Here is a 12611-nt window from a genome sequence, read left to right as displayed (position 1 = left end):
CTGCTCGAGAAACTCCAGCCTTCAGCGCCCGAAGGTGCCGAGCCCCTTCACCGTCAGCAGCACCCCGTAGTCGAAGTACACCGGCGCGGGCAGCAGCGAGGCATGGGCAGCTATCTGGAAGCAATCGCAGCTCGGCGTGTACGAGAGGCTCAGGGTCTGCGAGCGCACCTGCACCACGTCGCAGCGCGCCGGATCCCTCCGGTACACCTCGGCCCCGTAGTTCACGCCCAGGCCGAACGGGAGGCTCGTCCCCGCGTTGAACAGCACGCGATCGATCGGCCGGGCGTCGAGCGTCGCGTTGTCGGAGCACGAGCCTCCGCTGCTCACCGGGGCGGTGGTGGTCAGGGGCGGGGGCAGCAGCATGTCGATGGGACGGCGCACCCGCTCGGAGCTTCCCAGGGCCCGCTCGTATCCGGCCCCCACGTTCAGCCGCCCATTCGCGAGCACGTTCCAGTTCGCCGAGGCCGAGAGCTGGGTCAGCCGCTGCTCCACGTTGGGGGTGAACAGGTCGAGCCGGGCCGTGGCCGCCGCCGTCACCGGTCCCACCACGGCCAGGAGGCGTCCGGAGGTCTCGCCCAGCCGCCGCTCGAGGAAGTCCACTCCCTGCGTCAAATCCAACCGGCCGAGCTCCGCCGTCCCGCTGGTGCCCACGCGCCGGACCAGCTTCTGCCGCAAGGCCACCTGGCCCTGGAAGAAACCGTCCGGCGTCACCGCGGCGTCCACCTCGTCGTAGATGGGCGGCGCCTTCTCGCCGAAGACGCGAGGCACCGCGCGCAGCTCCACCGCCGGCATGATGCTGTGACGGATCGCCGAGGCCCCCTCGCCGAAGGTCCGCGACAGCTCCGTGTCCAGCGTCAGGCCCGCCATCCCGTACGTCCGGCTCCGGGCCTCCCGGCTCACCTCGAAGAGGTAGAGGCTCTCGCGCACCGCCAGGTAGGGCGTGGCCCGCAGCACGCCTCCCACGTCGAACGTGGCGTTCAGGCGTGGCCTCACGTCCAGACGGGTGCGCGCCTGGCGCTCGCCCACATCCAACCGGCCATTGCCCTGCGTGCCGTCCGCGTCGGGCAGGGCGGGCCAGAACACCCCATCCGTGCCCTCGTCCCCCAGCAGCCCTCCGAGCGGCGAGAGCCGGGAGAGCTCCACGTCCACGCTGCCCGTGAGCGGGCCGAGCAGGGGCACCGTGGGAATCGTGTAGAGCAGCCGGGGAATGCGCTGGAAGACGGTCGGGCGGAGGTCGTCGCCGCCGAACAGCGGGTAGCCGAAGCGGATGTCCTGGCGGTAGGCGAGGTCCACCCCCGCGTAGTGGTCCTCGCCCCGGTGGTACAGCGTGGCCGTGGAGGGGATGTAGTAGTACGAGCGGCCGAAGCCTCCGGCGGGAGTGAGGTCGGCGAAGAGGAATCCGTCCGAGTACAGCGTCACGTCCGCCCGCGTGTGCCAGCCGTTGCCGAGCTCCTGCCGGTGCTCGACGCTGCCCCAGCCCCGCGGTCCCCGCTGCTTCGCATCCGGCTCGAGCACGTTCGGATCCAGCGGGCTGCGCTCGAGCTTGAAGTCATAGAGCAGCCGCATCCAGAGCCGCCCGTTGACGCCCTCCGCCGGGGTGTAGCGGAACTCGGAGTTGAGGAATGGGCCCCTCACGCCCAGCGAGCCCTTGCCCGAGGAGTCCGATCCACTGCCGAACGCGTACCCCGGCGCGAGCGTCATGTCGTAGCTCTGCCCCAGCGTGAGGAAGAGCGGCTGGGCGAGCTGGAAGCCGCTGAGGCCCGTGGAGCCGAACTCGGGGAAGAGCAGTCCGGTCGCGCGGTTCGTCAGCGGTAGCGAGAGCAGCGGCAGCCAGACGAGGGGCACGCCGAGGATGCGCACCGTGGGCGAGGAGAACGAGGCCCGCTCGCCGGGCTCGAGCGTGGCGCTGCTCGCCGAGACGCGCCAGAGCCGCGCCACCACGTCGCAACCGCACGACGCCGAGAAGGACAGGTTGTCCACCTGGTACGCGCGATCCCCCAGCAGGCGGAAGTGGTCCGTGGTGAAGGAGAACGCGTTGCTGCCCGTCTGCTCGAGCGTCAGCGCTTCTCCCCGGGCGGCCAGCTCGGTGAGCACCTCGGGGGCCACGCCCTGCTTCTGGTAGAAGGTGGCGCCCGGGGCCGTCACCTCGCGGGTCTCCAGGTTGACGGTGAGATCCTTCGCGAAGCCGATCAGCCCGTTGAAGACCAGCAGCACGTTGCCGTGCGCCTGCGCCACCCGGGTCTCCTGGTCGTACGTCATCTCGTCGGCGCGCAGCACCGTCGTCCCCGAGCGCAGCACCGCCTCGCCCGAGGCCCGGAAGAGGGTGCCCTCCTTCGAGAACAGCTTGCCCGAGAGCACCACCTCCGGCCCGAGCGCGGCGTCCGGCGACGTCGTGGGCACATGGAGCTGCCCGGAGGTGGTGAGCGCGAGGGTGACGAGGACCAGGCCGAACATGGGGCCCCGGACTCAAGCCCAACGCCGCTCCCTCGGCAACGGCGGAACGAGTCCGGTGATGACGGGGAACGCTTTCGGAGTGAAGGAGCGGCCCGGGGGACGGCTCAATCGAGCAGGTGCGGATTGCGCAGGATGAGGAGCCCGGCCTGCACGGTGCTCGCGTAGTCGTTGAGCCGGCCGGAGCGGGCGAGCACTCCGGCGTCGCGCTGGCCCGTCTGGCTCAGCACCTCGTCCACCTTCTTCTCGCCCTGGTTGTAGGCCGCGAGCGCCAGGCGCCAGTCGTCATAGCGGCCGTACAGGGCGGAGAAGAGCGTCGCGGCGGCCTCCGTCTCGCGCGCCACGTCGAGCCGCTCGTCCTTCTGCGCGTCCACCTGGAGGCCGTACTGGCGCGCCGTAGAGGGGATGAACATCCACACCCCCGCGCCCCTGGGGCCCGGCGCCAGCGAGGGCTCCGTCGACGTCTCCGGCATGTTCGTCACCGCCGACTCCACCATGGCCACGGCCAGCAGTCCCTCGGGCAGGCCCCGGGCGCGCAGCGTGCGCGTGAGGGCCTCGCGGTGGGCGCCCAGGTTCTCCAGCGCCTTCTTCATGAAGGCCCGGCCCTTGGGCGTGGTCACCAGCTGGTTGAGCTTCTCCACCACCTGCTCGTCCACCACCACCTGGATGTCCCCCTCGCGCTGCGAGGCCTGGGCGAGCGCCTTCGCCTCGGCGAGCGTCACCGCGCGGCCGCGGGTGGCGCTCTGGGCCCAGAGGGCCAGCGGGACGAGTGTGAGGGCCACGACGGCGACGAGCCCGAGGGCGTGGTGGGGACGGCTGGGACGCGATTGGAACAGCATGTCGATCCTCCTTTTCGTGGGGTGGGCCATGCCGGTGACTCCGGCGGGAAGGGGTGGGGCGCTCGAGGCGCGCAGCGCGGCCTCGAGCAGACAGCGGGCGTAGTCATGCGGGCGGGCCTTGCCGCCGGACACGAGCGCCTCGTCGCACGCGAGCTCCTGGCACAGGACGAGCCACCGCCCGAAGGCGCGCACCACGGGGTTCCAGAAGAAGAGGCCGCTGACGGCCAGCCGCAGGTAGGCGAGCACCGTGTCGCGCTGGCGGTGGTGCTGCAGCTCGTGCTGCACCGTCATCCGCAGGGCCGCCGCGTCCTCGAGCAGGTGGGACGGCACGGCCACCCAGGCGCTGGGGTGGGGCGAGCGGCGCGGGAACCAGGTGGAGAAGGCGCTGGCCTCGGAGTCGCACAGCACCACGGCCACGCGGCCCACCTGGCGCACTCGAGGCAGCGACTCGAGCCGCTCGAGCAGCCGCAGGTGCTGGCGCAGGTGCCGCGCGCAGTGCACCACCGCCACCGTCCCGAGCACCAGCGCCACGGCCGTGCCCACGGGGAAGGACAGGGGCGTCTCGGCGGGGCGGGGCAGGGGAGCACGTGGACGCGGCGCCCAGGCCGGCTCCGGCAGCCGCGTGGTGAGCCGCACCACGGAGCGATCAAAGGAGAAGAGCGGCCCGGTGGGCACCAGCCCTCGCACGGTGAGGCATGCGGGGGGCAGCAGCAGCGCCAGGGCCAGCGTCGCGCGCCCGGCCCAGAACGTCTGTCGCGCGGACAGGTGCACGCCCGCCCGTCCCATGAGGGCCAGGGCCGCGCGCACCAGCCCGAAGCCCACCGTGAGCAGCACCGCCACGCTCACGTACCCCATGGCCAGCTCTCGCACGAGCGCGCTCATGACTTCCTCCCCTTCCTGGCCAGCAGCTGGCGGAGCTGCTCCACCTCCTCGGGCGAGAGCGGCACCGCTTCCACGAGCCGCTCCACCAGCGCCGAGGGCGTCCCGTCGAACACCGTCTCCACCAGGTGGCGCACGCTCTGGACCTCGTAGGCCTCGCGCGGCAGCAGCGCCGAGTACAGGTGCCCCCGGCCCACCTTCCGGCTGCCCAGCACGCCCTTCTGCTCCAGAATCCGCAGCACCGTGGACACCGAGGTGTAGGCCAGCTTGCGCTCCGCCGGCAGCGCCTCGAGCACGTCCGCCACGCTCACCTCGCCCTTGCGCCAGACGATCTGCATCAGCTCCAGCTCCACTGGCGTGAGGGGCTTGGGCTCTTCGTTCCGCGATGACCTGGACATGCTCCCAACCTCCGGCCCTCAAACTACTAAGACCTTAGTTGAATGGCAACTAAGGTTTTAGTTGTTCGTCCTGCCGGGCCCCGGCGTAAGGGGGATCCACCGCGGTGTCCTTCCCACAACACAGGGTGGGGTTGAGGCGGCGGTGAAGCGCGGGCCGACGGTTGCCGGAAAGGGGTGCGTGGAGGACTCTCGGATTTAGAGAAAACCAGGGGGCGAGCGGACGGATGGAGCGTCACGGTCAGCGCGGTTCCGCGGGGAGCGGGGAGCCGGCAGTCGAAGCGCGGAGCAGTGGAGAGCCCACGGCGGAGCAGGCGCTGCGGGCCAGCAACCTGCTGCTCCAGGCGCTCACCGAGGTGCAGACGGGGTACATCCAGGGCCAGGAGACGCACCAGCTCTTCGACAAGCTGTTGTCGGTGCTGTTGAAGCTGACGGGCAGCGAGTACGGCTTCATCGGCGAGGTGCTGCGCACGCCCGAGGGACAGCCCTACCTGCGCACGCACGCCATCACCAACATCGCCTGGACGCCGGAGCTGCGGGAGTTCTACGCACGCGAGGCGCCCAAGGGCATGGAGTTCCGCAACCTGCGCACGCTCTTCGGCTCGGTCATGACGAGCGGCGAGCCCGTGGTGGCCAACCTGCCCGCGGCGGATCCACGGCGGGGCGGCATTCCCGAGGGCCACCCACCGCTGCTCAGCTTCCTGGGCCTGCCCTTCCACTCGGCCACGGAGATGGTGGGCATGGTGGGCATCGCCAACCGGCCCGGGGGCTATGACGCGTCCGTCATTGCCTTCCTCCAGCCGCTGCTGGCCACGTGCTGCGCCATCCTCCAGGGCCATCGCAGCGAGCAGCGGCGCCGCGGTGCCGAGGAGGAGCTGCGGCGTTCGGTGGAGAGCTTCCGCACGCTCATCCACGGCTCGCCGGACGCCATCCTCATCCACCGCGAGGGCGCGGTGCTCTTCGCCAACCCCGCCGCGGCCGGCCTGCTGGGCCACTCCTCCCACGAGGCGCTCCGGGGCCAGCCCCTCTCGGCGCTCGTCCAGCCCGGACACGAGCCCGCCCTCACCACGCCCTCCAGCGTCAGCGCGTCCCACGAGGTGCAGTTCCGGCACTGCGATGGCCGCCGGGTGTTGGGCGAGGTGGTGACGGTGTCGCTGCTGTTCGACGGACAGCCGGCGATGGTCTCCATCTCCCGCGACATCACCGAGCGCCGCCAGGTGCAGGAGAAGCTGCTGGCCAGCGAGCGCATGGTGTCGCTGGGGACGCTCGCCGCGGGAGTGGCGCACGAAATCAACAACCCGCTCTCGTACATGCTCAGCAACCTGCGCTTCGTGGACGACGAGCTCACCGCCATGGCCGGGTCGGGCGAGTCCCTCGCTGGCGAGCGGGGCCAGGAGGTGCGCGACGCGCTGAAGGAGGCGCTCTCGGGCAGCACGCGCGTGCGCGACATCGTGCGCGACCTGAAGACGTTCTCGCGCGGCAACGAGGAGGGTCGCGGGCCGGTGGACGTGCGGGCGGTGCTCGACTCGTGCGTGAGCATGGCCTGGAGTGAAATCCGCCACCGCGCCCGCCTGGAGAAGGACTACGGCGAGGTGCCGCCGGTGAGCGCCAACGAGTCGCGGCTCGGCCAGCTCTTCCTCAACCTGCTCGTCAACGCGGCGCAGGCCATTCCGCACGGGGACGCGAAGACGAATGAAATCCACCTCTCCACGCGCCACGAGGACGGGCATGTGGTGGTGGCGGTGCGCGACACCGGGATGGGCATTCCCTCGGAGAACCTGGGCCGGCTGTTCGATCCCTTCTTCACCACCAAGCCGGTGGGCGTGGGGACGGGGCTCGGCCTGTCCATCTGCCACGGCATCGTCACCGCGATGGGCGGGCGCATCGCCGTGCACAGCGAGCCGGGGCAGGGGACCACCTTCCGGGTCTTCCTGCCCCTCACCGAGCCGTAGGACGCACTACGGCCGGTACTCGTACTCGCCGCCCGGGTAGGCGAAGGAGTCACGGGGCGCGTACCAGCACCAGCCCTCCACCCGCTGCAGCGGGCTCGAGGGGCGCAGCGCGTACGTGGGGTGATCCTTGGCGAGGAACTCCAGCGAGACGAGCTCGAAGGAGGCGGCGAGCTCCCCGACGTAGGGGTAGTTGCCAGCCACCAGCTTGTCGCCCACCCTCGTCACGTAGGTGAGGTGGCCGCGCGCCACCGAGGCGATCTGCGTGCCCACGCGGGCCACGGTGCGGATGATGGGGGTGCCGTCCACGCGCGTGGTGGCCACCAGCTCGCGGCCGTTGAGCTCCAGCGTGGTGGTGCCCGGAGAGGCCGGCACGCCGCGCTCGCGCACGTAGTTGCGCACCACCTCCGAGGAGTTGAGGTAGTGGGTGAAGAAGCGCGCCGGCGTCACGCCATCCGGAGCGGTGCGGCCGGCCAGATCCAGGCCGAGGTACGTGAGCGAGTACGCGCCGAAGCTCGAGGTCTGCTCCTCCGAGTCGACGACGTACTGGTTCATGTAGAGGGCCTTGTTGGTGGCCGGCTGGAGCCCGGGGGGCAGCAGCGCGGCGGCGGCCTTGGGGTCTGCGGGAATCCAGCTCGAGTACAGCATGCGGCTGTTGATGACGAGCTGCGGTGCGGGGAGCGTCGTGCTGGTCATGCGGCGGGGCCCTTCCTGGATGAGGGGTGGAGCCCGCCCACGATACCTTCCCGCCTGAGGCTAACGGCGCTCGGCGTGGAGCCGGAGGTGCCTGGGACCGCGGAGGATGAAATTTCCGCCCCAGTCGATGGAGTCCTCCTGGCCGGGGGCGAAGGAGAGCCGGTGCACCCGCTGCAGCAGCTCCTCGAGGACCACCTTCACCTCGAGCCGGGCCAGCGGAGCGCCGAGGCAGAAGTGGATGCCATGGCCGAAGGAGACGTGCCCCTGGGGGTCACGGGTGACGTCGAAGTGGTCGGGGCCGGGGAAGCGGCGTGGATCCCGGTTGGCGGCCCCGAGCAGGAGCATGACGCGCGTGCCCTTCGCGAGCGGGTGGCCCGCCACCTCCGTGTCCTGGGTCGTGACGCGGAGGATGGCCTGGACCGGACTGTCGTAGCGCAGCATCTCCTCGATGGCGTTGGGCACGAGCGAGGCGTCCTGTTGCAGCCGCTCCCACTCGGAGGGGTGGCGCAGCAGGGCCACCAGGCCGTTGCCCAGCAGGTTCGTGGTGGTCTCGTTGCCGGCTACCAGCAGCAGCCGGGTGAAGGTGATGAGGTCCGCGGGGTTGAGGAGCTCCTCGTTGGCCTGCAGCAGGGCGCTGATGAGGTCCTCGCCCGGCTCGCGGCGGCGCCGCTCGATGGCGGCCTCCATGTACTCGGAGAACTCGCGGAGGTTGGCCACGAGGTCCGTCAGGTTGTGGGACGGGCAGGTCCTCACCAAACCCCCTGGACTCCCTGATGGTTGGGACGGGCTGATAAATACAATAGATTGAAATGCCATCAGTCATCATTTGGAGTGATGAATGGAGCTGCGCCATCTTCGCTATTTCATCGCCGTGGCCGAGGAGCTGCACTTCGCGCGGGCCGCCCGGCGGCTGCGGATCGTGCAGCCCGCGCTGAGCATGCAGATCAAGTCCCTGGAGGAGGAGCTGGGGACGCGGCTGCTGGAGCGGACGAGGCGCCAGGTCGAGCTCACGGAAGCGGGCAGGCTCTTCCTCGAGGAGGCGCGCCGGACGCTGGCGCAGGCGGAGCGGGCGGCCCGGGTCGCGCAACGGGCGGGGAAGGGGGAGCTGGGGCGCATCGAGGTCGGCTACTCCATCAATGCCGCCTGCTCGGGCGTGCTGGCCCGGACGCTCAAGGCCTTCCGCTGGCGAGCTCCGGACGTCGAGCTGCTGCTCCATGAGCTGCACCCGTTCGATCAGCTCGAGGCCCTGGTGAAGGGACGCATCCAGGTGGGCTTCATCACGGCCCCGGCCCTGCCCCTCCCGGAGGAGCTGATCACGGTGAAAGCCGGGGCCTGGCCCCTGATGGTGGCGACGGCCCCCGAGCACCCGCTGGCCGCGCGCAAGAGCGTCCCGGTGGACCTGCTGAAGGAGGAGCCCTTCGTCGACTTCTCGGGCTCGCAGGACGAGCAGGGGCTCGCCGCCATGCAGCGCATCGTGGGCTTCGCCCCCAGGGTCCGTTACCGCGGCACCCACCTCCTGGCCGTCATCAGCCTGGTGGCCGCGGGCCTCGGCATCGCCCTGGTTCCCGCCTCCATCGTGCCGCTCGGTATCGGGGGCAAGGTCGCCTACCGCCTGCTCACCGGAGTGGCCGGGATGATGGAGCTGTCCGTCGCGTACCGCCGCGACGAGAAGGCTCCGGCCGTGCGGACCTTCCTGGACGTGGTCCGGGGCCTGACCCCTGTTCCTGACACTCGCTGAAACACCTGCTTGCCCGGGGGCAAGCCGTGTATAGGGTGGGCTACCTATGCCGAAGGCACCTGCGCAACCCGCCGAGCGCACGGCGGATCCTGTCCTGCAGTCTCTCTTCGACGTCCAGGAGGCCACGCTTCCCAACGGTCTCCGGGTTCGTCTGCTGGCCAACCACCAGACCCCCGTGGTGAGCCTCTACACCTTCTTCCAGGTGGGCAGCCGCAACGAGCGGCCCGGCATCACCGGCATCAGCCACCTCTTCGAGCACATGATGTTCAACGGGGCCAAGAAGTACGGCCCCAAGCAGTTCGACATGGTGCTCGAGTCCAACGGCGGCCGCTCCAACGCGTACACGTCCACGGACATGACCGTGTACTACGAGGACTTCGCCTCGGACGCGCTGGAGACGGTGTTGGACCTGGAGTCGGACCGGATGCGCTCGCTGCGCATCGACGACGACGCGCTCACCAGCGAGCGCCAGGTGGTGATGGAGGAGCGCCGCGTCCGCGTGGACAACGACATCACCGGCATCATGGACGAGGAGCTGGGCACGCTCGTCTGGAAGGCGCACGCGTACCGCTGGCCGGTCATCGGGTGGATGAAGGACATCGAGAACATCACCCGGCAGGACTGCGAGCAGTACTTCCGCACGTACTACGCGCCCAACAACGCGGTGCTCTACATCACCGGGGACATCGATCCGAAGCAGACGCTGGCGCTGGTGCGCCGCTACTACGGCAACATCCGCCCGGGCCCCACCCCCGTGCCCGTGCTCAACGCCGAGCCCCCTCAGAAGGGCGAGCGCCGCGCCGAGGTCCGCCACCCGGCCCAGTCTCCCGCGCTGATGATCGCCTGGCGCGGCCCCGACGCGCGCCACGGGCACACGCCCGCGCTGGACGTCATCCAGTACGCGCTGGCCAAGGGCGAGGGCAGCCGGCTGGTGAAGAAGCTCGTCTATGACACGCAGCTGGCCGTCTCCGTGGCGGTGGACTGGGGCTGGCGGGTGGATCCCGGCATCTTCCTCGTCTACCTGGAGCTCAAGCCGGACTCGGATCCGCGCAAGGTGGAGGAGGCGCTCTACGCCGAGCTGGCGCGCGTGGCCACTGAAGGCCTCACCGAGCGCGAGCTTCAGAAGGCCAAGAACAACCTGCGCGCGGACCACCTGCGCGAGCTGGCGACCAACAGCGGCCGGGGCCACGCCATGGGCCACTACGAGGCGCTGCTCGGCTCGTGGCGCGACGGGCTGACGCTGCCCGCGGTGTACGCGGCCATCACCCACGAGCAGGTGAAGTCCGTGGCGGCGGAGATCTTCAAGCCCGAGAACCGCTCGGTGGTGACGCTGCTCCCCGCCGAGGGTGGCGCCCCGGACGCGGGCGATGACGCGGATGGGTCCGCGGACGGAAAGGACGCCGAGTAAATGGCCACCCGAGCCACGAGCAGCAAGAAGGCAACCCCCGCGAAGAAGGCGGCGCCCGTGAAGAAGGCGGCGCCCGTGAAGAAGGCGGCGGCGGCCGTGAAGAAGGCCGTCGTGAAGAAGGCGGCGCCCGTGAAGAAGGCGGCGGCGGCCGTGAAGAAGGCTGTCGCGAAGACGGCGGCCGTCACGACGGGCGCGCTGATGCTGCCCACCATCCACGAGAGCAGCACCTCGAGCGGGCTGAGGGTGCTGGCCGCCGAGCGCGGGCCGCTGCCCCTGGTGGCCGCGCGGCTCGTCATTCGCGCGGGCAGCGCGGCGGATCCGGCGGACAAGCACGGCCTGGCGGACTTCACCGCGCGCCTGCTGCGCCGGGGTACCGCGAAGATGAACGCGGATGAGATCGACGAGACGATCGAGTTCGTGGGCGCGAGCTTCTCGGTGGGCAGCAGCGAGGACGTGCTGTCGCTCTTCGTCACCACGCCGGCCGAGCACTTCCCGGCGATGCTGTCGATGCTGGGGCAGCTCGTGCGCGAGCCGTCCTTCCCCGAGCGCGAGGTGGAGCTGGCGCGCGAGCGGGCGCTGGCGGGCTTCGTCAATGACCTGGATGACCCGTCATCGATCGCGGACCGGGCCTTCACGCGGGCGCTGTGGGGCTCGCACCCGTACGGGCACGACATCGGGGGCAGCTCGGCGCACGTGAAGACGTTCACGCGGGACGACCTGGTGCGCTTCCACCGGGAGCGCATCGGCCCGAAGGTGTCGCTGCTGACGGTGGTGGGCGCGGTGAGCCCGCAGCAGGTGGTGGAGGAGGCGGAGAAGGCCTTCGCCGGCTGGGTGGGCGGACCCGACGCGCCCCCGGAGCTGCCTCTGGCGGATCAGGTGGCCACGGGGCGCATTCTCCTCGTGGACAAGCCGGACCAGACGCAGACGCAGGTGCGCATCGGCGGGCCGGGCTTCCGCGTGGGCCATCCGGACTACTTCCCGTCCACGTCGATGAACAACGCGCTGGGCGGCGGGTTCACCTCGCGGCTGGTGAACGAGGTGCGCGTGGAGCGCGGCCTGACGTACGGCATCAACAGCTACTTCGACATGATGAACGCGGGAGGCGTGTTCGGCATCACCACGTTCACCCAGACGGAGCGGACGCGGGAGATGCTCGACGTCACGCTCGGCGAGGTGGCGAAGGTGCGCGAGTCGGGCATCACCCCGGCGGAGCTGAAGAAGGCACAGCGCTACCTGGCGGGGCTCTACCCGCTGCGGACGGAGACGAACGAGTCCGTGGCGGCGGTCATCAGCGACATCCGGGTGCACGGGCTCGGGGACGACTGGGTGGAGAAGTTCCGCGAGCGGCTGATGGCGGTGAAGTCCAAGGAGACGGTGGAGGTGGCGCGGAAGTACCTGTTCCCGCAGGCGCCGCTCATCGTGTTGCTGGGGCGCGCGGCCGACGTGAAGAAGCAGCTCCAGGGGCTGGGGCCGGTGACGGTGGTACCGGCCTCGGATTACGAGTGAGCGGTGGAGTCCGCGTCCTCTTCGAGGGCGCGGGGCTGCTCGCGGTGGACAAGCCGGCGGGGATGCTCGTCATCCCCGGGCGCGGTGAGGGCTCGGGCCCGTCGCTGCGCGAGGTGCTCGAGGAGCAGCTGAAGCGCAAGGTGTTCGTGGTGCACCGCTTGGATCGGGACACCTCGGGGGTAATGGTGTTCGCCCTCGAGCCGGACAAGCACCGCACGCTGTCGATGGCCTTCGAGTCCGGCAAGGTGCGCAAGCGCTACCTGGCGTTGGTGGAGGGCCGGGTGGAGGCGCCGCGGGTGGTGGACGCGGCGCTGGTGCCCGCGCGCAAGGGCCGCATGCGGGTGGCGAGGCCCGGCGAGGAGGGCAAGCCCTCGAGGACGCGGGTGCGGCCGGTGGAGGTATTCGCGGCGGCCTCGCTGGTGGAGGCCGAGCCGATGACGGGTCGCACGCATCAGATTCGTGTGCACCTGTTGTCCGAGGGCCACCCGCTGCTGGTGGATCACCAGTACGGGCGCGCCGAGCCGCTGAAGGCGAAGGAGCTGGGCGGGGAAGGGGAGGAGGAGGTGCTGGCGCGCACGCCCCTGCACGCGGCGAGGCTGGAGTGGCCAGCGCTCCCGGGCGTGGAGGCGCGAGCGCTGGAGTCCCCGCTGCCAGACGACATGGCGAAGGCGGTGGAGCTCCTGCGCGGAGCTCTCTCTCCGTCTCCCCGCTGACGGGCCAGGCCAGGTGGAGTCGGTCCTGTCAGGGGGG

10 protein-coding genes are annotated in these 12611 nt (G+C 70.6%); 5 read left to right on the top strand and 5 right to left on the bottom strand.

The features are described from left to right. Positions 1-21: 21 nt before the first annotated feature. The 3 genes from ACJ8AN_RS04620 to ACJ8AN_RS04610 form a co-directional block, all read right to left on the bottom strand. Complete coding sequence (locus tag ACJ8AN_RS04620; protein WP_407753993.1) at positions 22-2454, bottom strand: LPS-assembly protein LptD; 2433 nt, start codon at positions 2452-2454, stop codon at positions 22-24. A 104-nt stretch (positions 2455-2558) separates the two neighbouring features. Continuing rightward, complete coding sequence (locus ACJ8AN_RS04615; protein WP_407753992.1) at positions 2559-4172, bottom strand: transglycosylase SLT domain-containing protein; 1614 nt, start codon at positions 4170-4172, stop codon at positions 2559-2561. Continuing rightward, positions 4169-4567, bottom strand: a complete 399-nt coding sequence (locus ACJ8AN_RS04610; protein ID WP_407753991.1) for a BlaI/MecI/CopY family transcriptional regulator — start codon at positions 4565-4567, stop codon at positions 4169-4171. Before ACJ8AN_RS04610 ends, ACJ8AN_RS04615 begins: the two co-directional genes overlap by 4 nt. A 224-nt stretch (positions 4568-4791) precedes the next feature. Here ACJ8AN_RS04610 and ACJ8AN_RS04605 point away from each other — a divergent pair, with 224 nt between their 5' ends. Next, positions 4792-6516 carry an ATP-binding protein gene (locus tag ACJ8AN_RS04605; protein WP_407753990.1) on the top strand — a complete coding sequence of 575 codons (1725 nt, stop codon included), beginning with the start codon at positions 4792-4794 and terminating at the stop codon, positions 6514-6516. Positions 6517-6522: 6 nt separating this feature from the next. Here ACJ8AN_RS04605 and ACJ8AN_RS04600 read toward each other — a convergent pair whose 3' ends face one another. Both ACJ8AN_RS04600 and ACJ8AN_RS04595 read right to left on the bottom strand, forming a co-directional pair. Then, positions 6523-7209: a hypothetical protein gene (locus tag ACJ8AN_RS04600; RefSeq protein WP_407753989.1), complete on the bottom strand. Its 687-nt coding sequence runs from the start codon at positions 7207-7209 to the stop codon at positions 6523-6525. A gap of 60 nt (positions 7210-7269) precedes the next feature. Continuing rightward, the gene (locus ACJ8AN_RS04595) at positions 7270-7962 is read right to left on the bottom strand and encodes a cytochrome P450 (protein WP_407754023.1); all 693 of its coding nucleotides are present in this window, start codon (positions 7960-7962) and stop codon (positions 7270-7272) included. A gap of 85 nt (positions 7963-8047) precedes the next feature. Between ACJ8AN_RS04595 and ACJ8AN_RS04590 the strand changes: the two genes are divergently transcribed. From ACJ8AN_RS04590 to ACJ8AN_RS04575, 4 genes are read left to right on the top strand one after another with little or no spacing between them, the layout of a single operon-like run. Continuing rightward, positions 8048-8947 carry a LysR substrate-binding domain-containing protein gene (locus ACJ8AN_RS04590; RefSeq protein WP_407753988.1) on the top strand — a complete coding sequence of 300 codons (900 nt, stop codon included), beginning with the start codon at positions 8048-8050 and terminating at the stop codon, positions 8945-8947. 46 nt (positions 8948-8993) lie between these two features. Next, positions 8994-10355 carry a M16 family metallopeptidase gene (locus tag ACJ8AN_RS04585; protein WP_407753987.1) on the top strand — a complete coding sequence of 454 codons (1362 nt, stop codon included), beginning with the start codon at positions 8994-8996 and terminating at the stop codon, positions 10353-10355. Then, on the top strand, positions 10356-11861 hold the full coding sequence (locus tag ACJ8AN_RS04580; protein ID WP_407753986.1) for a M16 family metallopeptidase: 1506 nt from the start codon (positions 10356-10358) through the stop codon (positions 11859-11861). Next, entirely contained in the window at positions 11858-12574 is a 717-nt protein-coding gene (locus tag ACJ8AN_RS04575) for an RluA family pseudouridine synthase (RefSeq protein WP_407753985.1), read from the top strand. The genes ACJ8AN_RS04580 and ACJ8AN_RS04575 overlap by 4 nt, the downstream gene beginning before the upstream one ends. The last annotated feature ends 37 nt before the right edge of the window (positions 12575-12611 follow it).

The organism is Archangium sp., from assembly GCF_045802675.1.
In the GTDB taxonomy this organism is placed as follows: Bacteria; Myxococcota; Myxococcia; order Myxococcales; family Myxococcaceae; genus Archangium.
Note: the sequence above shows the minus strand (reverse complement) of the source record. Positions and strands in the feature narration are given on the sequence as shown.